Source organism: Mesorhizobium sp. (genome assembly GCF_017306585.1).
Taxonomy (GTDB): domain Bacteria; phylum Pseudomonadota; class Alphaproteobacteria; order Rhizobiales; family Rhizobiaceae; genus Mesorhizobium.
Map to the genome: position 1 here is coordinate 1 of NZ_JAFKIC010000154.1, position 22660 is coordinate 22660.

The window sequence follows — 22660 nt, forward strand, 5'->3', positions numbered from 1 at the left end:
GGCCACCACGTCGCCGAACTTCTTGGTCACGTCGCGGATGCGCACGAACGGCTTGGCGTTGGGATCGCGCCACGGCCTGGTGTCGGCGGCGCCGAGGTCGGCACTCAGGCTAGCCACCGCATAGGTCTGTGCGGGCTGGCTGATGCTGCCGGTAATCTCGGCGTGTTTATCGGGCTTGGCGACCGCCGCCGGATCGGCGGGCGTCGTTCCGACCTCGCTTTCGGCGCGTTCGAGCAGCGGGCCGAGACGGCCGTGACGCTGGCTGAGTTGTGTCTGGCGTTCGAGCAGTTCGCTGACCTTGGTCTCCATCAGTTGCTGGTCGAGCAACTGCCGGCTGGTGATGCGGTCGACCTGTGCGCGAAGCGCCGAGATGCGGTCCTCGTAGGCTTGCTGCATGCGTGCCTGCCGCGCCGTGGTCGCGCCGATCAGGTCGTCGCGCAGCACGAGGTAGGATGTGGCCAGGAGGTAACCGATGGCAATGGCGGCCAGCGCCGAGCCGATGAATGCCGCGAGCCAGGGCCGGATCGTGAAGTGCCGGATTTCGTTGCCGCGGGCGATGATGACCGTATGGGGTTCCTTGCGCCTGCCAAAGACCGCTGACTGACCGGTTGCGTTCACGGGACCAAGCTTTCGTTACGACACCACGACAGCTCGATTACACATTATTAGGGTTAACAAAGGCTTGCCGGATTGAATGCGCGGCGATGAGTGCACGCGGCGCGGGCAAAGGGTTGCATGAAAACAGCCGATGGAGCGGCCGTCGTAGCGCTAGATCATTGGCGATGGGTAGCAGCAATACCAGCAGAACGGCCCGTTGCTCGCGGATCAATGCCCAGAGTTCCTTAACCGTATTCGATTGCATTTACTTGACGTTTTTCGATTAAAGGCATGATGGGGTTTGGGGTTTATTGAAGATGGCGGTGCAAGGGATGCTGAGCGATCTGGTTGGCAAGATCCTAGACAAGATGTCGGGCAGCAGTCTGCTGGCGACCGGGCTCTTATTGCTGACCGCCCTTGTCAGTGCGCTCGTGGCTTATTGGCGTACGGTCGAGGAGAAAAGCTGGAAAGAGTTCTTCGAGTTCGTCGTCCCGCATGAAGTCATCACCCACCCCTCGGCGAAAGCTGACCTGATGTTCTGGGTAACCAGGAAGGCGCTGATGCCCTTCCTGATGCTGCCCGCTGGAATTGTTTTCGTCACGGCGGTGGGCTACGCCACCAACTGGCTGATTTCGACACTGTTCCAGTTCCAGCCGCCTCTGATGGAGGGGCCGGCAGGACCGGTGACGGTGCTCATCTTCACCATCACCATGCTGCTCGCCTACGACATTTCCTATTACCTCTATCATGTTGCCCAGCATCGCTATCCCGTGCTTTGGGAATTGCACAAGGTGCATCACTCGGCCGAAGTGTTGGTCGGGATCACCAAGGACCGGGTCCACCCGCTCGACGAGCTGATGAATCGAGCCTGGGACGGCGTCATCGTCGGCGTCTGCTTCGGCATCTGGTCGCTGATTTCGCTGAATCTGGTCGAACTGACCGTCTTTGGCGTCAATGTCTATGTCATGCGCAACATCCTGATGATGGATTTCGTCAGGCACACGCATTTCAAGATCTCATTCGGCCCGCTCAACAATTTGATACTGTGTCCTCATTGGCACCAGCTGCATCACAGCACCGATCCACGCCACTACGACAAGAATTTCGGGCTGCTTTTCTCGTTCTGGGATCGGCTCTTCGGAACATTGTGCGTGCCGAAGCCCGACGAGGACTTCAAGTTTGGACTGGTCGACCGCGATGTGCGCGACTACCAGTCGCTGGCCGGCCTCTATCTCATGCCGCTGAAGCGGATGTGGCGGCATATTGCAAGGCGTATCCGGCCAGGAAAGCTACGGGCCTCGCGATCATCGGAGGGGACACGGCCATGAACGCTCCCTTCGTGCTCACGATCCCGCGGACACGCACCTTCGAAATCGTGACATCGGCGACGCGCCTGGTCGAGATCGCACCGGCCTGGGATGCGCTCTGGCAGCGTGCCGGCGGGCTCGTCTTCCAGCACCCTGACTGGATCGCGGCCTGGTGGGGCACCACCCCGCATCGGGAACGGCGCACTCTCAGGATCGGGCTTGCCTGGAACGGCGAACGGCTCGACGGCGTGATAGCGCTCGCTACCTTCAGGCGCTCCGGTATCCGCATGCTCGAATGGGCGGCAAAGGATCACAGCGACTATGGCGATGCGCTGGTTGCGCCCGACAGCGATCCGCAGGCGATCTCCCGCCTGTGGCAGTATATTTTTGATCAGGGCGGCTTCGACCTCATCTATCTCAACCGTCTGCTGCCGGATGCCGGTGTTCATGCCCTTCTGGACCCGGCCTCGGGCCATGGCACGGCGCTTCGGCCCAATCACCGCAGTGAAATCAGCTACCGTGTCGCGGGTCCCTGGCAGCGAGGTGCGGAGTGGTTCGAGACGCTGTCCAAGAAAGGCCGGCAGAACTACCGTCGTGGCCGCAAGTTCCTGGAAGAAAGCGGGACACTGCGTTTCCGTTTGCTCGATGCGGGCGAGCCGCGCGAGCCGCTGCTTGCGCGGGTCGCGGCGTTGAAGCGCCTCTGGCTCGCCCGGCATGGCCGCGTTTCGGATCTGTTTGACAAGGACTCGCCGGTTCTCTCAGCGCTTGTTTCGGTGCTGGCCGAGCTCGGGCTGTTGCGGATCTTCGTGCTGGAACTGGACGAGAAGGTCATCGCCGTCTCGATCAATTTCGAGCAGCACGGCACGATGATGGCCTTCATCACCACCTATGATCCCGAATACGAGCGCGCCTCGCCGGGTATGGTCTTGATGATGGATTATATTCAGTGGTCGCTCGACCGTGGCCTTGCCAAGGTCGATTTTCTCTGCGGCGGCGAGGATTTCAAGCGGCGCTTCGCCACGCAATCGGTCACGCTGTCGTCGATGATCGGCGCGCGCGGTTTGCGCGGTCATCTCGCCGCGATGGCCGATCATGTGAACCATGTTTCGAAATCCTGGCGGGTGCAGCCACAGCCCAAGGCTGAAACGTCAGACGAGTAAGTACGCCCTGTTTCGGCACGACCAGAATTGTCGATTGAGTTCGTGGGCCACGCTCAAAGCGCGCGCACGGCCTCGAGCACTTCCTCGGCATGGCCCTTGACCCGGACCTTGCGCCAGATCCGGGCGATCCGGCCGTCGCGGCCGATCAGGAACGTCGCGCGCTCGACACCCATGTATTTACGGCCATACATCGATTTCTCGACCCACAGATGATAGGCCTCGATAACCCCGCGCTCCTCGTCGGCGGCGAGGTCGATGGTAAGGTTGTATTTCGACTTGAACTTGTCATGCTTCTTGACGGGATCGGGTGAGAGGCCGATCACGACAGCGCCGGCCTTTTCGAATTCCGGCTTCAGCTGTGAAAAGCTGATGGCTTCCTGCGTGCAGCTTGTTGTGTCGTCCTGCGGATAGAAATAGAGCACCACGGGCTTGCCGGCGGACGCGGCAAGGCTAAGTGAACCACCGCCATCCCGGGGCAGGTCGAATTGCGGTGCGGGGTCGCCCACGACGAGGTCAGCCATATCGATGCCCTTGTTTGAGGTTACGCGCGAAGCCACACCGATATAGTGTCGACCGGGGATTCGTCCACGAGCGAATTCGTACAACGGAAGAGAGTTTGGATCAGGAGCATCCGCAGCACGAGAAGATAAGGTTCAGGCGGGATGAGATCACCGACCTGGGGGCCTTGCCGTCCGCGTGCCGCGTCCCGCCGCTTGGTCAGGCCTCGATCGGCCGCGGTTTTCGCATTCTTTCGCGGGTCTTTGCCGGCGTGGTCGCCCTCATGCTGCTGGCCGCGGCGGCCGTCTATCTCATCGGCCTCTCCGGCATCGGATCGGACCGGCTGCGCGTCGAGGCCGAGAGCGCCATCGAGCGGCTGGCTGGTATGGATGTGCGTGTCGCGGTCGGGCCTGCCCGCATCACGCTCGACAGCTCCAGCTTCGTCGCCCTCCAGGTAAGCGATGTCAGCCTGAAGACTCCCGACGGCAAGGCCATGGCAGATGCGGGACGCGTGCGTTTCGGCGTCCGCCTCGTGCCGCTGCTGTGGGGTGAGGTGCGCTTGACCAGCGCCAGGATTTCGGATGCGCGCATCGTCACCGCGACCATGCCGTCTGGCGGCGATTGGACCGCCGAATTGCGCAACGAGGACGGTCTTGTCGATCCGGAGAAACTGTCCGACGCGGTGTTCGGCAACATCCACCGTGCGCTCGACGCGGTGCGGGAAGATTCGATGCGCCGCATCGATCTCAGCAATGTCGAATTCGTGCTGCCCGAAACCGGAGCGGTCAAGCTGATCAAGATCGCGAACGCCACGGTCGTTCAGTCGGGCCCCAGTGGCATGGAGTTTTCCTCCGAGGCCGATGTCGATGGCAGGATCGTCACCGTTGCGGCCTCCGCCACCCGCGATATCGCGGCGCATCGGGTGACGGCTCTGAATGCGAGCATCGATCTGGCGGATGCCGGGGGTGCCACTGCCGGCTCCGGCAGGCTTGGCGCCATCGCTTTGAAGCTGACGGGATCGGAAGGGTCCGGCGTCACCGCGTCGAGCCTGAGGGCGACCCTGTCGTCCACCGGGTCGGTGCTCGATCTTGGCTCGCGCGGCCTACTGCCGGCCGACGTCGATGTCGACGCCACGCTTGTCCGTGGCAGCAACAAGATCCAGGTGGACAAGCTGCTGCTGAAAACCGGCCGGTCCTCATTCGATTTCGGCGGTTCGATAGGGCCCAAGCCGGCGACGGGAGCGGCGGGCGAGGAGCCTTCCTACCGCTACGACCTGACCAGCGATGGTTCGACCCTCGCGCCCTCGGAGTCGCCGGAGCCGGCGCTGACCTTCCTGGCGCGCCTCGCCGGCGTCTACGAGACCAGGAGCCACAAGCTGGTGGCCGAGCAGATCGCGGTGCGGTCCTCGCCGTCGAGCGAGGTGCTCGGCACCGCTGCCGTGCAGTTCGTCGACGGCAAGGCCCCTGGCATCAACCTGGCGCTCAACGTGCACGACATGCCGGTCTCGCACGTCAAACAGCTCTGGCCGTGGTTTTCGGCGCGCAATGCCCGGCTCTGGGTGCTCGACAATCTGTTCGGCGGCCGCGTCGTCGATGCCAATCTCCAGTTCCAGGTGGTGCCGGATCGCCTTGGCAACGGTGTGCCGCTTTCGGCCAACGAGGTTTTCGGCCGCTTCCAGATCGAAGGATCGCGTTTCGATACCGCTGGCCGCATTCCACCGATCCGCGACGCTGTCGGCGTTGTCGCCTTCCATGGCAATGACGTTGATATTGCCTTGTCTTCCGGCACGGTGTTCATGCCCAGCGGCCGGACAGTGGCGGCCAGCAACGGCACGCTGACGGTCAAGGAAGCGAACCATCCGCCGGTCATCGGCGCGCTTGACATCGATGTCGAAGGAGAGGCGCCGGCCGTCGCCGAACTGGCCTCCTACGAGCCGATCAACGCCATGCGCCATGTCGGCTTCCTGCCGGACGACCTCTCCGGCAGCGTCACCGGTCACGTCAAGGCGGACATTCCGCTGCAGTCCGGCGTCGACACGTCGAAACTCGATTGGCTGGTGTCGCTCGACTACACCGGCCTCTCACTGGCCAAGCAATTCGAGGGGCAGACCGTGACGGATGCCGACGGTTCGATCACTGTCGATCCGGAAAAGGCCGTCATTTCCGCCAAGGCATCGCTGAACGGCATTCCGGCCGAACTCGACCTCATCGAGCCGCTGGCCGATGACGGGCCGCCGCGCAGCCGCAAGGTTGCCCTGGTGCTCGATGACAAGACCCGCGCTGCCGCCATGCCCGGGCTGACCCCGCTGCTGGGCGGAACCGTCAAGGTGGCGATCGACAAGAGCGGCAGCGGCAACCAGAATGTCTCGGCCGACCTGACCAATGCCCGGCTGGACATTCCCTGGGCCGGCTGGAGCAAGGGGGCAGGGGTTCCCGCGACCGTCACCTTCGTCATGACCAAATCGGGTGACACCACGACGCTGTCGGACTTCGACCTCGACGGCAAGACATTCTCCGTCGACGGCAGCATCGTGCTGGTCAACGGCGCCCTGTCCTCGGCCAAATTCAGCAAGGTCACCTTGAACAGGGGGGACGATGTCGCGATTTCGGTGAAGCGGTCGGGCAAGGGCTATGCCGTCAACATTTCGGGCAATGCGCTCGACGCGCGCTCGCTTATCAAGCAGTTCACATCCGATGTGGACACCGCGACCAAGACGACGGGGACAGACAATATTTCCGTCAGCGCCGATGTTGAACAGCTCACCGGCTTCCATGACGAGCAACTGTCCAACCTGAAGCTCGACTACAGCGCGGCCGGCTCCCGGGTGAACGGGTTGAAGGTCAGCGCCACGGCGAGTTCGGGCGCGGCCATAGCGATCAGCAACACCACTGGCGACGGCCGGCGCTCGCTCAATGTGCAGTCGGCGGACGCGGGCGCGATACTGCGGTTCCTCAATGTCTATGAGCACATGGAGGGCGGGTCGATCACGCTGGCGATGACCGGAGCCAGCGACGGGCCGATGAAGGGCAAGGTCGATACCAGCAACTTCTTCGTCGTCAACGAACCGAAACTGGCTTCCATCGTCTCGACCACGCCGGCCGGCGATAACCGCAGCCTCAACCAGGCGGTCAAGGGTTCTCTCGACACGTCGCGCGTCAAGTTCGAGCGCGGTTACGCCGAGATCGAGAAGGGCGGCGGCTACCTGAAGCTGGCCAATGGCGTGCTGCGCGGGCCGCGCATCGGCACGACGTTCCAGGGCATCCTCTATGACCAGAACAACAATATGGACATGACCGGCACCTTCATGCCGGTCTATGGCCTCAACCGCATCTTCGGCGAACTGCCGATCGTCGGCGCCCTGCTGGGCAATGGCCGCGACCGCGGCCTGATCGGCGTGACCTACCGGCTGCGGGGCAATGCCAACAAGCCGGTGCTCGACATCAACCCGCTCTCGGTGATCGCGCCGGGAATATTCAGGTCGATCTTCGAGTACAGGTGAGCAGCCTCAGGCCGGCCTCACCAGCACGTGTTTTTTCCTGCCCAGTGAAAGCTTTACGACGTTTTCCGGACTCAGATCCTGAGGCGTGACCGTGCGCCGGTCGTCGCCGACTGGTTGATCGTTCAGGCGCACGGCGCCGCCCTGGACGTGCCGCCGGGCTTCGCCATTTGAGGATGCCAGCCCCGCTGTGACCAGCAGCGACAGGATGCCTATGCCAGCTTCCAGCTTGGCGCTTTCGACCTCGACGGTCGGCAGCGACTCGGCAAGCGCGCCTTCCTCGAACGTCTTGCGCGCGGTGTCGCTGGCCTGTTCGGCGGCCGGGCGGCCATGCAGCAGGGCGGTGATTTCGGTCGCCAGCACCTTCTTGGCCTCGTTGATCTCGGACCCGCCGAGTTGCGCGAGGCGGGCGACCTCGTCCAGCGGCAGCGTCGTGTAGAGCTTCAGGAAGCGGCCGACATCGGCATCCTCGGTGTTGCGCCAGTACTGCCAGAACTCATAGGGGCTCAGCATCTCCGCATCGAGCCAGACCGCGCCCGAGGCCGACTTGCCCATCTTGGCGCCCGACGAGGTGGTCAGCAGCGGCGTCGTCAGCGCGTAGAGCTGCGCGTCCTCCATCCGGCGGCCGAGATCGATGCCGTTGACGATGTTGCCCCACTGGTCGGAGCCGCCCATCTGCAGGCGGCAGCCGAGCCGCTTGTAGAGCTCGACGAAATCATAGGCCTGCAGGATCATGTAGTTGAATTCGAGGAACGACAGCGACTGCTCGCGATCAAGCCTCAACTTCACGGAATCGAAGGCAAGCATGCGGTTGACGGAAAAGTGACGACCGACATCGCGCAGGAAATTGACGTATTTGATCTCCATCAGCCAGTCGGCATTGTTGACCATGACGGCATCGTTCGGCCCGCCCCCGAATTTGAGGTAAGGCGCGAAGTTGCGGCGGATGCCGACGAGATTGTCCTCGATATCCTGCGGGGTCAGCAGCTTGCGCGCCTCGTCCTTGAACGACGGATCGCCGATCATCGAGGTGCCGCCACCCATCAGCGCGATCGGCCGATGCCCGGTCTGCTGCAGCCAGTGCAGCATCATGATCTGGATCAGCGAGCCGGCGTGCAGGCTTTTGGCGGTCGCGTCGAAGCCGATATAGGCCGTCACCGTCTCCGTCGCGAAAAGCTTGTCGAGGCCGGCATCATCCGAAGTCTGGTGGATGAAACCGCGCTCGCTCATCGTGCGCAGGAAATCGGATTTGAAGGCAGACATGTTTTCTTTCCCGAAAGCGTCCGGCCGCCAAGGCGCGGGCATCTATGAACGGGCGCGTTTAGCATCCGAGCGCGGTCAGCAAAAGTGGAATTGACGAATTGACGAATTGAGGAATTGGAGAAATGGCCAGTTCCCCAGTTCCCCAGTTCCCCAGTTCCCCAGTTCCCCAGTTCCCCAGTTCCCCAGTTCCCCAGTTCCCCAGTTCCCCAGTTCCCCATTCTCAGTTCCCCAGTTCCCCCATGCTTGCTTCATCGGTTCGGCTGGCGTAATGAGGCCCTTCGCCACAAGGTTCTTGCAGCCCACGACCTAGAGCGGCACCGCACGGCATCCACGAATGCCATATCGACGACAGAGCCCCTACGCGAAATGCCGGACGCATTGATATCCATCGTCATTCCTTGCAGGAACGAGGCGGCAAACCTGCCGCTGCTGATCGACGAGATCGAGGCCGCGATGGCTGGACGCGACTTCGAACTGATCATTGTCAATGACGGTTCGACCGACGACACAGCCGGTGTTCTTGCCCAGCAGGCAACACTTCGGTCCTTTCCGGTGCGTGAGTTGCGGCACCAGAAATCCGCCGGCCAGAGCCTGTCGGTCCGTTCGGGCGCCTGGGCGGCACGCGGCGGCATCGTCGCCACCATCGACGGCGACGGCCAGAACGATCCCCAGTATATTCCGGTGCTGGTCGACGCCCTGCGCCAGGCCGGTCCGGATTTCGGCGCCGCGCAGGGCCAGCGCCTGAAGCGCCGCGACAGCAAGGTCAAGCAACTGGCGTCGCGTTTCGCCAACTGGCTGCGCAACGCCATCCTGCATGACGAGACGCGGGATACCGGCTGCGGTCTGAAGGCGGTCCACACCGATATCCTGCGCAAGCTGCCGTTCTTCGACGGCACCCATCGCTTCGTCCCGGCCCTGGTCATCCAGGAAGGCTACCGCGTCGTGCATTGCGACGTCGTCGACCGCTCGCGCCGGCACGGCAAGTCGAACTACGGCATTTTCGACCGCGGGCTGCAGGGCGCACTCGATCTCGGCGGCGTCTGGTGGCTGCGCCGCAGGCGCCGCAGGATGCCAAAAGTAGAGGAAATCAAGCGTGGTTAATGTGCTTCAGGAATTGGGGACCTGGCTTCATCAGGTCTTCATCAAGCAATTCGACGCCTGGGTTCTGCTCGGCTTCATCGCACAGTTCTTCTTCACCATGCGCTTCGTCGTCCAGTGGCTGGCCTCCGAGAAGGCCAAGCGCAGCGTGGTGCCGGTAGCCTTCTGGTTCTTCTCCCTGTTCGGCGGCGGCCTGCTCCTGATCTATGCGATCCAGCGCCAGGACCCGGTGTTCATCGCCGGCCAGGCAATGGGCATGTTCATCTACATCAGGAATCTCTGGCTGATCGCCAATGAGCGCAAGGCGGCGATGAGCAAGGTTGATTGACATTCGGCGCGTGAGGACTTGGGCGTATCGGGAAAAATGATCGGCGAGGCTGAGGCATGGCGTTGAACAGGAACTATATCCTCCTTTTCCTGTTCAGCCTGGTGATGACGGTTTCGGGGCTGGCATCCATGCCCCCTCTCGACCGCGACGAGCCGCGTTTCGTCCAGGCCACCAAGCAGATGGTCGAGAGCGGCGATTATGTCGACATCCGCTTCCAGGAGACATCGCGTTACCAGAAACCGATCGGCATCTACTGGCTGCAATCGGCGGCCGTGACGTTGAGCGGGCAGGGCGCCGAGGCGCCGATCTGGGTTTATCGCACGATCTCCGCCCTCGGTATTGCTATCGCCGTGCTGGCGATCGCGTGGACGGGAACCAATCTTTTCGGTGCCAATGCCGGCATCGCCGCCGGTCTGGTGGTGGCGGCGATCTTCGCCACCGCTTTCGAGGGCCGCGACGCCAAGACCGATGCGATGCTGCTCGCCTGCTGCGTGGCTGCGCAAGGCGCGCTGGCGCAGATCTACCTGGCGGCGCGCCGCAACGAACCCGTCGGTGGCCATCTCTGGTGGATATTCTGGATCGCGCAAGGGGCGGCGATCCTGATCAAGGGGCCGATCGCGCCGCTGCTCTCGGCGTTGACCATCCTTACTCTCTTCGCCTTCGAACGCGACGGGCGCTGGCTGTCGAAGCTCAAGGTCGGGCGCGGCCTCTTGCTGGTCGTCATCATCGCTCTGCCCTGGCTCGCCGCGATCACCTGGAAGAGCCACGGCGCCTTCCTGCAGCAGGCTGTCGGCAAGGACATGCTGGGCAAGGTCGCGTCGGGCGAGGAGTCACACGGCCTGCCGCCCGGCTTCTACATGTTGACCTATTCGCTGTTCATGTGGCCGTTCGGCCTGATCGCGGTCGGCGCCGGCCTGCAGGCCATCAACCGCCTGCGCGACGATCCGAGGCTGCGCTTCTGCCTTGCCTGGTACATTCCTTTCTGGCTGGTCTTCGAACTCATTCCGACGAAACTGCCGCACTACGTCCTGCCGGCCTATCCCGCCGTGGCGCTGCTGATCGGCTGGCTGCTGACGTTGCAGCCGCAGGATGCCAATGCGCCGCTCAGGCGCTGGCAGCAATGGCTGTGGTGGGCGACCGCTTTCGGACTGGTCGTGGTCAGCCTCGGTCTCGCGGCGGTCTGCATCGGCGCGCCGATATACCTGACCCATGCGTTCTCCTGGTGGAGCATTCCGGCCGCCGTCGCGGCACTTGGCGCCGGCTATTTCGCCTTTTCGCGCCAGTTGCAGGTCCCGCTGCATCGCATCGGCGCCGTCGCGGTTTGTGCCGGCGTTACCTATGCCTTGCTGTTCGGGATTATTGCGCCGTCCCTTAAGCCGATGTGGCTGAGCCCCGCCATCAAGCAGGCTGTGCTTGCCAACAAGCCATGCGACACGACGGTCCTTGCTTCATCGCGGTATCAGGAGCCGAGCCTGGTGTTCCTTGTGGGAACGAAGACGATGCTCACCAGCCTTGGCGGTGTGGCGGAACATCTGCTCGCCGACCCGGCCTGCGCCTTGGCGCTCGTACCGCTCGAGGACGAACAGAAGCTCAATGGCATGCTGTCGGTGCGCGACAAAGCGGCCAAGCGCCTCGCCGAAATCGACGGCCTCAACTATTCGTCGGGAGACAAGCTGTCGCTCGGCCTTTATCGTGTGAACCAATGACGGCTGGTCGATGACAGGATCGAGTTTCCAATGCTCGTGAGATCGCGCCCTCCGGTTTACGGTTCGCTGCTCGGGATAGGGCGGCGATCCCTGGATAATTTTCGCGACACGCTGCGCATCGCAAGGCAGCGTTTTGCCGTTCGACCGGCGCGCTATCCCAACGTCTCATGGTGGGCGTGGGTGCTGGTCTGGATCTTCCTGACGGGAGCTGCCTTTGTCCGCCTCGATACGCCGGCGGGCATGGCGCACGGCCAATGGTCGCCAGGCGTGGCCAGGCTCGCCGAGTTCCTGACCCAGTTCGCCCTCGGCGGCTGGTATCTCATTCCGGCAGCGCTTCTGCTCGTCGCCGCCAACCTCACCGATTGGCGAAGCCTTTCGCGGCGCTCGCTGATGCTCGTCTACAACTGGACCTGCCTCGCATTCCTCGTGCTCAGCGCCGTCGGCCTGTCCGGGCTGCTGGTCAACATCCTGAAATATGCCATCGGGCGCGCCCGGCCGCTCTATTTCGATGACTTCGGCGTGCTTGCGTTGCACCCCTTCGCCTTCGACGCGCGCTTTGCCGGCTTTCCTTCCGGCCATGCCACGACGATGGGCGCGGTGTTCGGCATCCTGCTGCTTCTGTTCCCGCGTCGCTGGTCTATAGCCCTGCTGGTCACCGCCTGCATCGCCTCGACCAGGGTCTTCGTCGGCGCTCACTATCCCAGCGATACTGTCGCCGGCTTCGGCCTCGGTTGCGCCTTTGCATTGGCATGCGGGCTGGTCTTTGCTCGGCTCGGCTTCATCTTCCGCCCGACACGAGCCGGCCTGCCTCTCCGCAAGGCGTCATTCCGCTTGATTGCTCCCCGGGAATAGGTCGGCGCCGGATCGCCCGGCGTCGATGCTAATTGCCGTCCAGACCGCCATAGGACCGTACCAGTTGGGCCATGCCCGACTGGCTTGCCGTCTCGGTCTCGAGGCCATGCGCGACGCCGGCGCGGTCGGCGACGGGGCGGTTCTGGCTGACCTTCCACTTGCCATGGATCTCGCTGATCTCGATTTCGAGGCCGATAATGCCCTTGATCTGCGACTGGATGAACGGGGCGGGCGCGTCGGTCACCGCCCAGGGTGTTTCGCGCGTGCCTTCCTGAGACGCCGTCAGGTCGGCGATCTGCCTGGCCAGCCAGTCCTGGTCGTCGATCACCTTCGCTGTGCCGCGTACCTGCACGACCGCGTAGTTCCAGGTCGGCACCACCTTGCCTGTCTCGCGCTTGGTTTCATACCAGGACGGCGTCACATAGGCGTCAGTACCCTGAAACACGATCAGGACAGGCGAGGCCGGATTTTCCGCGATGAGCTTCCACTGTGGATTGGCCCTGGCCAGATGGGCGCGCAGCATGCCGTTCGGCAGCGCCGCCGCGTCGAGCAGGAAAGGGATGGCGTTGGCGACAGGGCCATCGGGGCCATTCGAGATCAGCATGCCGAGCGGGTGCGAGCGGATCAGTCCGTGCAGGACGTCCTGGCGCGTTTCCACGAAATGAGGAGGTTGGTACATGCCTGTCACGCCTTCTTCGCTTCTTAGCCCGGCATTCTGCACCGTTCCGGCAGGCCGCGCTACAGGTCAGGCAGGCCTTGCCATATGGATCAGCGGAAACGGCTTGCCCGTGCCGTCGAGCTCTGAGCGTCCGACGGCTGCAAAGCCCAACTTGCGGTAGAAGGCGACCGCGCCCGGATTCTGTTCGTTGACATCGACCTCGATCCGGCCCTTGAGCACGGCGGCATGGTCCACCAGCCTTCTGCCGATTCCGGAGCCGTGACTGGCCGGATCGACGAAGAGCATTTCCAGCTTCGAACCGGACAGCCCGGCAAAACCGCTCGATTGTCCTGTCTCGTCCAGAGCTACGAAAACCTCCAGCGCCGGCAGGTATTCATCGCGCACCAGCGGCAGGAAGAACTGGATATGGTCCTCGGTCAGAAAAAGATGCGTGGCCCGCACGGCGGCGAGCCAGATCTCGACCAGACGGGCATTGTCCGCCTGTTCATAGCCGCGAATGTGCATTGCCTGGTCTTAGCGCAGCCGCTTCGGCCTCGGATCCGACAACTCGCCCGCCAGCCGGCGGTCGAGATAGTCGGCGCATTCCTGGATCAGCAGGTCGGCGTCGTTGGCGAAGAAGTGGTTGGCGCCGGGCAAGGTCTTCTGCGTGATGGTGATGCCCTTCTGCGTATGCAGCTTGTCGACCAGGCCTTGAACATCCTTCGGCGGCGCGACCTTGTCGGCATCGCCATGGATGATCAGGCCCGAAGACGGGCAGGGCGCCAGGAATGAGAAATCATAGGTGTTGGGCTGCGGCGCGATCGAGATGAAGCCTTCGATCTCGGGCCGGCGCATCAGAAGCTGCATGCCGATCCACGAACCGAAGGAATAGCCCGCGACCCAGCAGCTCTTGGAGTCCGGGTGCAAGGATTGCACCCAGTCGAGGGCGGCCGCCGCGTCGGACAATTCGCCGGTGCCGTGGTCGAATTCACCCTGGCTGCGGCCGATGCCGCGGAAATTGAAGCGCAGCGTGGTGAAATCGCGCTTCTGGAACATGTAGAAGAGGTCATAGACGATCTTGTTGTTCATCGTGCCGCCGAACTGCGGGTGCGGATGCAAGACGATGGCGATCGGCGCGCTCTTTTCCTTCGAGGGCTGGTAGCGACCCTCAAGGCGGCCGGCCGGACCGGTGAAAATGACCTCAGGCATGAAATACTCCACGTGACATACAAGTGCGCGGCGCCTGGAACACTCCTCGGCCCCGCTTCCACAGACCTTGACGCAGGGCGAGCGTCTTCATAGAAGCTAGTTTAGAATTATTCAAAACTGGGTGGCCGAAACGCAATCGTCCGGCCGCCCGCGCCGCAAGCCGGGTAAATAGGACGGCTCGCCTTGGAATTTCAAGGAAATAACGCCATACGACAGCGGAATGGCGTCTGACGGGACTGAACGGACACAAATGGCCGCAAAACGCGCCTATCTCGACTATAATGCCAGCGCCCCGCTGCTTGCGGCGGCACGCGAGGCCATGGTCGCGGCGTTCGATGCGGCCAATCCTTCCTCCGTCCATGGCGAAGGCCGCGCCGCGCGACGGCTGGTCGATAATGCCAGGCGCGACGTGGCGGCGCTCGTCAACGGCAAGCCCGAGCATGTCGTGTTCACCTCGGGCGCGACGGAAGCCGCCTCGACGCTGCTGACGCCGGACTGGCAGATGGGGCGGGGTGCGGTGCGCATGAGCCGCCTCTATGTCTGCGCGGCTGACCATCCCTGCCTGTTGAACGGTGGGCGTTTTCCCTCGACCCAGGTGACGCGGATCGGTGTCGATGGCGACGGTATTGTCGATCTCGACGTCTTGACGGCGGCGCTCGGTGCCCACGACAAGGCCGAAGGCCTGCCCTTGGTCGCGATCCATGCCGCCAACAACGAAACCGGCGTCATCCAGCCTCTCGGTCGCATCGCCGAGATCGTCAGGGCTGCCGGCGGGGTTCTCGTCGTCGATGCCGTCCAGGCTGCCGGCCGTATTTCGATCGATATGTCAGCGGGTTACGCCGATTATCTGATTCTGTCCTCGCACAAGATCGGCGGCCCCAAGGGCGTCGGCGCCTTTGTCGCCGCTTCCGATCTGATGATGCCAAGACCGCTGATCAATGGCGGCGGCCAGGAAAAGGGCCATCGCGCCGGCACCGAGAACCTGCCCGGTATCGCCGGTTTTGGTGCGGCGGCCCGGGAAGCTGTGAGCGGACTGAAGACGATCGAAGCCGTGCGTCGGCGCCGCGATGAGTTCGAAACCATCGTGAAAACGCTGGTGCCGGACGTGGAAATCTTCGGAACCGGCGCGCCAAGGCTTGCCAACACGATATTCTTCGCTATTCCCGGCGTCAAGGCCGAGACGGCGCAGATCGCCTTCGATCTCGCAGGCATTGCCCTGTCGGCCGGCTCCGCCTGTTCGTCGGGCAAGGTCGGGCCGAGCCACGTGCTGAAAGCGATGGGACACGGTGACAGTCACGGCGCCCTGCGTGTCTCGATCGGTGCGGCGACGGCTGCCGAGGACATGGAACTGTTTCGCAACGCGCTCGCGGCGATCGCCGCGCGCCGGGTGCACAAGGGTGAAGCCGCGTAGCGGTTGGACGATTTTGGGCCTTTCGGCCTGGTAGAGCCGTGCGTTTCATGTTGGCCGGGTGAATTTCCGGTCGAGGCGCACTATATGGAACTTGCGCTGCCGCGGACGCTGCCTGGGCGTTCATTTCGGCGGTGCCATAGTTTGAAAACTGTCGGGCCTTGACCCCGGCGTGGATGGAGAACGCATATGCCTGCTGTGCAGGACACGATCGATCGGGTCCGAAAGATCGACGTCGACCAATACAAATATGGATTCGAGACCGAGATCGCTGTCGACAAGGCCCCCAAGGGCCTGAGCGAAGACATCATCCGTTTCATCTCGGCCAAGAAGGACGAACCGTCCTGGATGCTGGAGTGGCGCCTGGAAGCCTATCGGCGCTGGCTGACGCTGGAAGAGCCGACCTGGGCGCGCGTCGACTATCCCAAGATCGATTTCCAGGACATTTATTATTACGCGGCGCCGAAGAGCACGCCGGGCCCGACCTCGCTGAGCGACGTCGACCCCGAAATTCTGAAGGTCTACGAAAAGCTTGGCATCCCGCTGAAGGAGCAGGAAATCCTCGCCGGCGTGCAGAAGACCGATGCCTCGGAGCTCGAGGAAGCCAGCGACAACGTCTACAAGTCGGGCCGCGTCGCCGTCGATGCGGTATTCGATTCCGTGTCCGTGGTCACCACCTTCAAGAAGGAACTGGCGCAGGCCGGCGTCATCTTCTGCTCGATCTCGGAAGCGATCCGCGAGCATCCTGAACTGGTGCAGAAATATTTGGGCTCGGTTGTGCCGACTTCGGACAATTTCTACGCCACGCTGAATTCGGCCGTCTTCACCGATGGCTCCTTCGTCTTCGTGCCCAAGGGCGTGCGCTGCCCGATGGAGCTGTCGACCTATTTCCGCATGAACGAGAAGAACACCGGCCAGTTCGAGCGCAGGCTGATCATTGCCGAGGAGGGCGCTTACGTCTCCTATCTCGAAGGCTGCACGGCGCCGCAGCGCGACGAGAACCAGCTGCATGCCGCCGTCGTCGAACTGGTGGCGCTCGACGACGCCGAGATCAAATATTCGACGGTTCAGAACTGGTACCCGGGCGACGCCGAAGGCAAGGGCGGCATCTACAACTTCGTCACCAAGCGCGGCGACTGCCGTGGCGATCGTTCGAAGATTTCGTGGACCCAGGTCGAAACCGGTTCGGCCATCACCTGGAAATATCCGAGCTGCATCCTGCGCGGCGACGATTCCCAGGGCGAGTTCTATTCAATCGCGGTTTCGAACGGCTACCAGCAGGTCGACAGCGGCACCAAGATGATCCATCTCGGCAAGAACACGTCGAGCCGCATCATTTCAAAGGGCATCGCCGCCGGCTTCTCGCAGAACACCTATCGCGGCCAGGTCTCGGCGCACCGCAAGGCGTCCAACTCGCGCAACTTCACCAATTGCGATAGCCTGCTGATCGGCGACCAGTGCGGCGCGCACACCGTGCCCTACATGGAAGCCAAGAACGCAACCGCCAAGTTCGAGCACGAAGCGACGACCTCGAAAATATCAGAGGACCAGAAGTTCTACGTGATGCAGCGCGGCATTCCAGAGGAGGAGGCGATCGCGCTGATCGTCAACGGCTTCGTCAAGGATGTCATCCAGCAGTTGCCGATGGAGTTCGCGGTCGAGGCGCAGAAGCTGATCGGCATCTCGCTCGAGGGTTCGGTGGGCTGACGACGATGGCGACGTTGCCGCGCGACGAGATCTGGTTTGCGGTGCGCTGGCGCCGGCTCTGGGCCGTGCGCCGCGAAGGCAATGTCGCGACGGCAAAATACGCGGTTGCAACGGTTGTTTCGGCGTTTGCCGGCATTCTTCTGGCGGCGTTCGTCAACATCTACGCCGGCATTGCCTTTTTCGCGGTTGGCTTCGGCCTGTCCTTCTGGTGGTTCACCGCGTTGCAGCGCCGCCACACCGACTATGCGGTGACCTATGACGACTATTTCGGCAGGCCGTCGGCTTCGAAAGGAGCTTCCGATGAGCGGAGATAAATGGTTCAGGCCCAAACGCTTCGGCTATGGCGCGACGCCCCTCAACTGGAAGGGCTGGGCTTTTATCGGCGTCTTCGTCTTCGCGATCGTGGCCCTGGTGCTGGCGCAGATCGCGGCCGGTCTGCCGGTCTGGCTAACCGTCCTCGTTATTCTTGCCCTCACGGGCGCAATCATACCGTTCATCAAAGCCAAAACCGACGGCGAATGGCGCTGGCGCTGGCACTGAACGGAAACTTTGTGAAACGGACCTGATATGCTTGAGATCAAGAACCTGCATGCCCGCATCGTCGATGACGGCACCGAAATCATCCGCGGTTTGAACCTGACGGTGAAAGCCGGCGAGGTCGCAGCCATCATGGGCCCGAACGGCTCGGGCAAGTCGACGCTCTCCTACATCCTCGCCGGCCGCGAGGACTACGAAGTGACCGAGGGCGACATCCTCTATAACGGCCAGTCGATCCTCGAAATGGATCCGGCCGAGCGCGCGACGTCGGGCATTTTCCTCGCCTTCCAGTATCCGATGGAGATACCGGGCGTGGCGACGATGGAGTTCCTGAAAGTGGCGATGAACGAACAGCGCAAGGCGCGTGGCGAGGAGCCGCTGAAAATCCCGGAATTCCTGAAGCGCGTGAAGGATGCCGCCGCCTCGCTCAGCATGGACATGAACATGCTGAAGCGGCCGCTCAATGTCGGCTTCTCCGGCGGCGAGAAGAAGCGCGCCGAGATCCTGCAGATGAAGCTTCTGGAGCCGAAGCTTTGCGTGCTCGACGAAACCGATTCCGGTCTCGACATCGATGCGCTGAAGATCGTCTCCGACGGCGTCAACGCGCTACGCGCGCCGGATCGCGCCTTCCTGGTCATCACCCACTACCAGCGGCTGCTCGAGCACATCGTTCCCGACACCGTGCACGTGCTCTACAAGGGCCAGGTCATCAAGTCCGGAGACAAGTCGCTGGCGCTGGACCTCGAGGCCAACGGTTATGCCGGCGTGATCGGCGAAGCCGCGTGAGATGTCTGGGGCAAGACTGATGAACATGCACACACAACCGCAGCGCACGCCCGCCGAGACTGCGTTGATCGACGCATTCGGCGACCGGCTGTCGCTGCTGCCGGGCGACGGCGCGGTGATGCTGAAGCGTGACGACGCCATCGAGGCGGTCAAGTACGGCCTGCCGACGCGCCGCGTCGAATCCTGGCACTATACCGATCTGCGCCGGCTCCTGAATTCGGTCCCGGATTTCGACGCCGCCGCCATGGCCAAGGCGCTCGCGCCCATCATCGGCGGTTCCGCGGTGCTGCCGGTCCTCAACGGCAAGTCGGAAGCGAAGATGCCTTCCCTCGAAGGCGTCGCCTTCCAGCGCCTGTCGGAGAAGCTGACCGACGGCAGCATCGCGCCGGGGCTCGATCCCTATGGCAGCGACGACGCGATCGGCGCGCTGAATACGGCCTTTGTCGCCGACGGTTATTTCGTCGACATCGCCGACGGCGTCGAACTGGAAAAGCCGATCGAGCTGCAGAATGTGCAGGCCGGCGGCCAGGCGCATGTGCGCTTGGCAGCGCGCGTCGGCGCCGGCGCCAAAGCGGTCTTCGTCGAGCGCCAGGCGGGCGAGGGCACGGCTCTGGTCAGTTCGGTCAGCCAGCTCGTGCTCGGCGAAGGTGCCGAGGTGACCTGGCTGATCGTGCAGGAGCAGCCCGATACCGCAACGCATCTGGCGCAGTTCAAGGCCCATATCGGCAAGAACGCGAAGCTGACGCTGTTTGTCATGAACGCCGGCGGCAAGCTGGTGCGCCAGGAGGTCCTGGTCAGGACGACGGGCGAGGGCGCCGACTTCAAGCTGCGCGGCATCAACCTTCTGGCCGGCGACACCCACACCGACGTGACCATGGTGCTCGACCACGCCGTGCCGCATACGACCTCGACGGAAATCATCCGCAATGTGGTGACGGGCAAGGCGCGCGGTGTCTTCCAGGGGCGCATCAACGTTCATCAGTATGCGCAGAAGACCAACGCAAAGATGGCCTGCAACACGCTGCTTCTGTCCGATGATGGCGAGTTCTCGACCAAGCCGGAGCTCGAAATCTTCGCCGATGACGTCGTCTGCGGCCATGGCGCGACCGTTACCGAGATCGACCACAACCATCTGTTCTACCTGATGGCGCGCGGCGTCGACGAGAAGAGCGCGCGGGGCCTGCTGGTCAAGGCGTTCGTCGCTGAAGTGATCGAGGAACTCGACGACGAGGCGATCGTCGAGGCGCTGGAAGCGCGGCTCGACGAGTGGTTCGTGACGCACGGCTAGACCCTTACCTTCTCCCCTTGTGGGAGAAGGTGGAGCGGCGCGATGGCGCCGAGACGGATGAGGGGTGTTGGAAGGATCTCGGCCTTGGCCGGCAAGGACTTTGAAATGGACCAGAAAGTCGAAACCGCTCCCTACGACGTCGAGGCGATCCGCCGCGATTTCCCGATCTTGTCGCGCGAAGTCTACGGCAAGCCGCTGGTCTATCTCGACAATGGCGCTTCGGCGCAGAAGCCGCAGGTGGTGCTCGACGCCATCCAGCACGCCTATTCCCAGGAATACGCCAACGTCCATCGCGGCCTGCATTTCCTCTCCAATGCCGCGACCGACGCCTATGAAAAGTCGCGAGAAACGGTGCGCCGCTTCCTCAATGCGCCGAGCACCGACAACATCGTCTTCACGTCGAACACGACCTCGGCCATCAACACCGTCGCCTACGGCTACGGCATGCCCAATATCGGCGAGGGCGACGAGATCGTGCTGTCGATCATGGAGCACCATTCCAACATCGTTCCCTGGCATTTCATCAGGGAAAGGCAGGGTGCGAAACTGGTCTGGGTGCCGGTCGACGATCTCGGCGCCTTCCACATCGAGGAATTCGAGAAGCGGCTGACTTCACGCACCAGGCTCGTCGCCATCACCCAGATGTCGAATGCGCTGGGCACGGTGACGCCGATCAAGGAGATCGTGCGCATCGCGCATGCGCGTGGCATTCCGGTGCTTGTCGACGGCAGCCAGAGCGCCGTGCACATGCCGATCGACGTCCAGGACCTCGACTGCGATTTCTTCGTCTTCACCGGGCACAAGGTCTACGGCCCCTCTGGCATCGGCGTCCTCTATGGCAAGAAAGACATCCTCCAGGGCATGCGCCCCTTCATGGGCGGCGGCGAGATGATCGAGGAGGTGACGGAGGACATCGTCACCTACAACGAGCCGCCGCATCGCTTCGAGGCTGGCACGCCGCCGATCGTCCAGGCGATCGGGCTGGGTGCGGCGCTGGATTACATGGAAAAGATCGGCCGCGAGCGCATCGCCGCGCATGAGGACGACCTCAAGACCTACGCGCATGAGCGGCTGCGCGCCATCAATTCGCTGCGCATCTTCGGCGATGCGCCCGGCAAGGGCGCCATCATCTCCTTCGAGTTGCAGGGAATTCATGCCCATGACGTATCGATGGTGATAGACAGGCAGGGCGTGGCGGTGCGCGCCGGCACCCATTTCGCCCAGCCGCTGTTGAAACGCTTCGGCGTAACCTCCACATGCAGGGCATCGTTCGGCATGTATAATACCAGGGCCGAAGTCGACGCTTTGGCCGAGGCGCTTGAAAAAGCGCGCAAGTTCTTCGGGTGATGACCATGGACGATGTGAGCGTATCAGCAGAGACCGCGCCGGAAACGGCCGCGAACGGTGTCGTTTCCGCTTCGGCTATTCCCGCCGAGGAACTGGCGCGGCTGACCGACGACATCGTCTCGGCGCTGAAGACGGTCTATGACCCGGAAATCCCCGCCGACATCTACGAGCTTGGCCTCGTCTACAAGATCGACATCGAGGACGACCGCTCGGTCAAGATCGACATGACGCTGACCGCCCCGGGCTGCCCGGTGGCCGGTGAAATGCCGGGCTGGGTGGAAAACGCGGTCGGCGCGGTCGAAGGCGTTTCCGGCGTCGAGGTGAATATGACCTTCGATCCGCCGTGGACTCCGGACCGCATGTCGGAAGAGGCGCAGGTCGCTGTTGGCTGGTACTGAGCCTCGGACCTGGTGCACTTGCACCATGGGAAAAACTTCACCATTTTAGGTGAGGAATCATTCGGCAGGCCTTGAACCTGCATGGAATGGAAAAGGAAAAAAGATGGGACGCTTCGCCGTCATTACGATGACCGAAAAGGCCGCTGACCGGGTCCGTGAGATCGTCGCCACACGGGAGAACGCGCACGGCATTCGCCTTGGCATCAAGAAAGGCGGCTGCGCCGGCATGGAATATACGGTCGACCTGGTGACCGAGCCGAACCCCAAGGACGATCATATCGAGCGCGACGGCGCCCATGTCTATGTCGCGCCGGAGGCGGCGCTCTTCCTGTTCGGTACCCAGATGGATTTCGAGCAGACGGTTTTGCGAACCGGCTTCACCTTCAACAACCCCAACCAGAGTTCGGCCTGCGGCTGCGGCGAATCCGTCGAACTGAAGCCGGCTGACCTAAAGGCGCTCGCAGAGGCACGCGCCTCTGCCTGATCTTCCTTCGCCCCGTATACGGGGAGAAGGAAGTCACTTCACCCACATGCCTGTCCGTTTGTGCCAGTCGGCGATCGATTCCTCGGGATAGACCTCGAACACCTTGTCGTTCGTGCCGATCACGGGCTCGACCCAGTTCGCCTTGTATTTCAGCATCAGATGCACTCTCTCGGGCGGTGTCGGCAGGTCGCTGTCGATCGCCGAGGCGAAGGGATGCACCAGGTTCGGCCAGGTCGGGTCGTAGAGCCAGAGCGCCGAGCCGCATTTGCGGCAGAAATTGCGCTCGCCGGTCGAGACCTCGCAATGTGGATGCTCGTCGTCCTCGATCTCGGCCCGGTAGACGCCGAGGCTCCTTTTGCCCCTGATGTTCAACGTCTCGGAATCGGCGCCGAGATTGATGGCGAAGCCGCCGCCGCCCTGCTGCTTGCGGCAGATCGAGCAGTAGCACAGCATGAACGGCACCGGCGTATGGCTTTCCACCTCGAAGCGGACGGCGTTGCAGCGGCACGAACCCTTGAGCAGGACAGGCATGG

22 protein-coding genes and 1 pseudogene are annotated in these 22660 nt (G+C 62.8%); 16 read left to right on the plus strand and 7 right to left on the minus strand.

Annotated features, from left to right (window positions below):
• Positions 1–618, minus strand: a pseudogene (locus J0I79_RS17455) (hypothetical protein); the annotation flags it as partial.
• A 311-nt stretch (positions 619–929) separates the two neighbouring features.
• On the opposite strand from J0I79_RS17455, the gene J0I79_RS17460 reads away from it, so the two are divergent.
• Both J0I79_RS17460 and J0I79_RS17465 read left to right on the plus strand, forming a co-directional pair.
• Positions 930–1925 carry a sterol desaturase family protein gene (locus tag J0I79_RS17460; protein ID WP_292861233.1) on the plus strand — a complete coding sequence of 332 codons (996 nt, stop codon included), beginning with the start codon at positions 930–932 and terminating at the stop codon, positions 1923–1925.
• Positions 1922–3064: a GNAT family N-acetyltransferase gene (locus tag J0I79_RS17465; protein WP_292861236.1), complete on the plus strand. Its 1143-nt coding sequence runs from the start codon at positions 1922–1924 to the stop codon at positions 3062–3064. Before J0I79_RS17460 ends, J0I79_RS17465 begins: the two co-directional genes overlap by 4 nt.
• Before the next feature lie 53 nt (positions 3065–3117).
• Here the strand turns inward: J0I79_RS17465 and J0I79_RS17470 are convergent, their stop codons facing one another.
• On the minus strand, positions 3118–3585 hold the full coding sequence (locus tag J0I79_RS17470) for a peroxiredoxin (RefSeq protein ID WP_292861239.1): 468 nt from the start codon (positions 3583–3585) through the stop codon (positions 3118–3120).
• A gap of 95 nt (positions 3586–3680) precedes the next feature.
• Here J0I79_RS17470 and J0I79_RS17475 point away from each other — a divergent pair, with 95 nt between their 5' ends.
• A complete protein-coding gene (locus J0I79_RS17475; protein ID WP_292861242.1) occupies positions 3681–7061 on the plus strand; it encodes a DUF3971 domain-containing protein in 3381 nt (1126 codons plus the stop codon).
• Positions 7062–7067: 6 nt separating this feature from the next.
• Here J0I79_RS17475 and tyrS read toward each other — a convergent pair whose 3' ends face one another.
• Positions 7068–8321, minus strand: a complete 1254-nt coding sequence (tyrS, locus tag J0I79_RS17480) for a tyrosine--tRNA ligase (RefSeq protein ID WP_292861245.1) — start codon at positions 8319–8321, stop codon at positions 7068–7070.
• 366 nt (positions 8322–8687) lie between these two features.
• Between tyrS and J0I79_RS17485 the strand changes: the two genes are divergently transcribed.
• Genes J0I79_RS17485 through J0I79_RS17500 form a run of 4 tightly spaced genes read left to right on the plus strand, consistent with a single transcriptional unit; the run spans position 8688 to position 12305 of the window.
• On the plus strand, positions 8688–9422 hold the full coding sequence (locus tag J0I79_RS17485; protein ID WP_292861248.1) for a glycosyltransferase family 2 protein: 735 nt from the start codon (positions 8688–8690) through the stop codon (positions 9420–9422).
• Positions 9415–9747, plus strand: a complete 333-nt coding sequence (locus J0I79_RS17490; RefSeq protein ID WP_292861251.1) for a lipid-A-disaccharide synthase N-terminal domain-containing protein — start codon at positions 9415–9417, stop codon at positions 9745–9747. Before J0I79_RS17485 ends, J0I79_RS17490 begins: the two co-directional genes overlap by 8 nt.
• Positions 9748–9803: 56 nt before the next feature.
• Positions 9804–11453 carry a glycosyltransferase family 39 protein gene (locus J0I79_RS17495; RefSeq protein WP_292861254.1) on the plus strand — a complete coding sequence of 550 codons (1650 nt, stop codon included), beginning with the start codon at positions 9804–9806 and terminating at the stop codon, positions 11451–11453.
• A gap of 30 nt (positions 11454–11483) precedes the next feature.
• Positions 11484–12305 carry a phosphatase PAP2 family protein gene (locus tag J0I79_RS17500; protein ID WP_292861256.1) on the plus strand — a complete coding sequence of 274 codons (822 nt, stop codon included), beginning with the start codon at positions 11484–11486 and terminating at the stop codon, positions 12303–12305.
• A gap of 28 nt (positions 12306–12333) precedes the next feature.
• On the opposite strand, the gene J0I79_RS17505 is transcribed toward J0I79_RS17500, so the two are convergent.
• The 3 genes from J0I79_RS17505 to J0I79_RS17515 all read right to left on the minus strand — a co-directional run bounded on the left by J0I79_RS17505 (position 12334) and on the right by J0I79_RS17515 (position 14172).
• Positions 12334–12984: an FMN-binding negative transcriptional regulator gene (locus J0I79_RS17505; RefSeq protein ID WP_292861259.1), complete on the minus strand. Its 651-nt coding sequence runs from the start codon at positions 12982–12984 to the stop codon at positions 12334–12336.
• A 66-nt stretch (positions 12985–13050) separates the two neighbouring features.
• Positions 13051–13488, minus strand: a complete 438-nt coding sequence (locus J0I79_RS17510; protein WP_292861262.1) for an acetyltransferase — start codon at positions 13486–13488, stop codon at positions 13051–13053.
• A gap of 9 nt (positions 13489–13497) precedes the next feature.
• On the minus strand, positions 13498–14172 hold the full coding sequence (locus J0I79_RS17515) for an alpha/beta hydrolase (protein ID WP_137929967.1): 675 nt from the start codon (positions 14170–14172) through the stop codon (positions 13498–13500).
• Between the two features lie 250 nt (positions 14173–14422).
• Between J0I79_RS17515 and J0I79_RS17520 the strand changes: the two genes are divergently transcribed.
• The 9 genes from J0I79_RS17520 to sufA all read left to right on the plus strand — a co-directional run bounded on the left by J0I79_RS17520 (position 14423) and on the right by sufA (position 22127).
• Positions 14423–15583: a cysteine desulfurase family protein gene (locus J0I79_RS17520; protein ID WP_292861265.1), complete on the plus strand. Its 1161-nt coding sequence runs from the start codon at positions 14423–14425 to the stop codon at positions 15581–15583.
• A gap of 186 nt (positions 15584–15769) precedes the next feature.
• Entirely contained in the window at positions 15770–17287 is a 1518-nt protein-coding gene (gene sufB, locus J0I79_RS17525; protein WP_292861268.1) for a Fe-S cluster assembly protein SufB, read from the plus strand.
• Positions 17288–17292: 5 nt separating this feature from the next.
• Complete coding sequence (locus tag J0I79_RS17530; RefSeq protein WP_292861271.1) at positions 17293–17601, plus strand: hypothetical protein; 309 nt, start codon at positions 17293–17295, stop codon at positions 17599–17601.
• Positions 17588–17827 carry a hypothetical protein gene (locus J0I79_RS17535; protein WP_292861274.1) on the plus strand — a complete coding sequence of 80 codons (240 nt, stop codon included), beginning with the start codon at positions 17588–17590 and terminating at the stop codon, positions 17825–17827. Before J0I79_RS17530 ends, J0I79_RS17535 begins: the two co-directional genes overlap by 14 nt.
• A gap of 27 nt (positions 17828–17854) precedes the next feature.
• Positions 17855–18610, plus strand: a complete 756-nt coding sequence (gene sufC / locus J0I79_RS17540) for a Fe-S cluster assembly ATPase SufC (protein WP_292861277.1) — start codon at positions 17855–17857, stop codon at positions 18608–18610.
• A 19-nt stretch (positions 18611–18629) separates the two neighbouring features.
• On the plus strand, positions 18630–19898 hold the full coding sequence (gene sufD, locus J0I79_RS17545; RefSeq protein WP_292861280.1) for a Fe-S cluster assembly protein SufD: 1269 nt from the start codon (positions 18630–18632) through the stop codon (positions 19896–19898).
• A gap of 105 nt (positions 19899–20003) precedes the next feature.
• Positions 20004–21245: a cysteine desulfurase gene (locus tag J0I79_RS17550; RefSeq protein WP_292861283.1), complete on the plus strand. Its 1242-nt coding sequence runs from the start codon at positions 20004–20006 to the stop codon at positions 21243–21245.
• 5 nt (positions 21246–21250) lie between these two features.
• Entirely contained in the window at positions 21251–21643 is a 393-nt protein-coding gene (locus tag J0I79_RS17555) for an SUF system Fe-S cluster assembly protein (RefSeq protein ID WP_292861286.1), read from the plus strand.
• A 103-nt stretch (positions 21644–21746) separates the two neighbouring features.
• Positions 21747–22127: a Fe-S cluster assembly scaffold SufA gene (gene sufA / locus J0I79_RS17560; protein WP_292861289.1), complete on the plus strand. Its 381-nt coding sequence runs from the start codon at positions 21747–21749 to the stop codon at positions 22125–22127.
• Between the two features lie 33 nt (positions 22128–22160).
• Here the strand turns inward: sufA and J0I79_RS17565 are convergent, their stop codons facing one another.
• On the minus strand, positions 22161–22658 hold the full coding sequence (locus J0I79_RS17565; protein WP_292861292.1) for a GFA family protein: 498 nt from the start codon (positions 22656–22658) through the stop codon (positions 22161–22163).
• Positions 22659–22660: the final 2 nt, after the last annotated feature.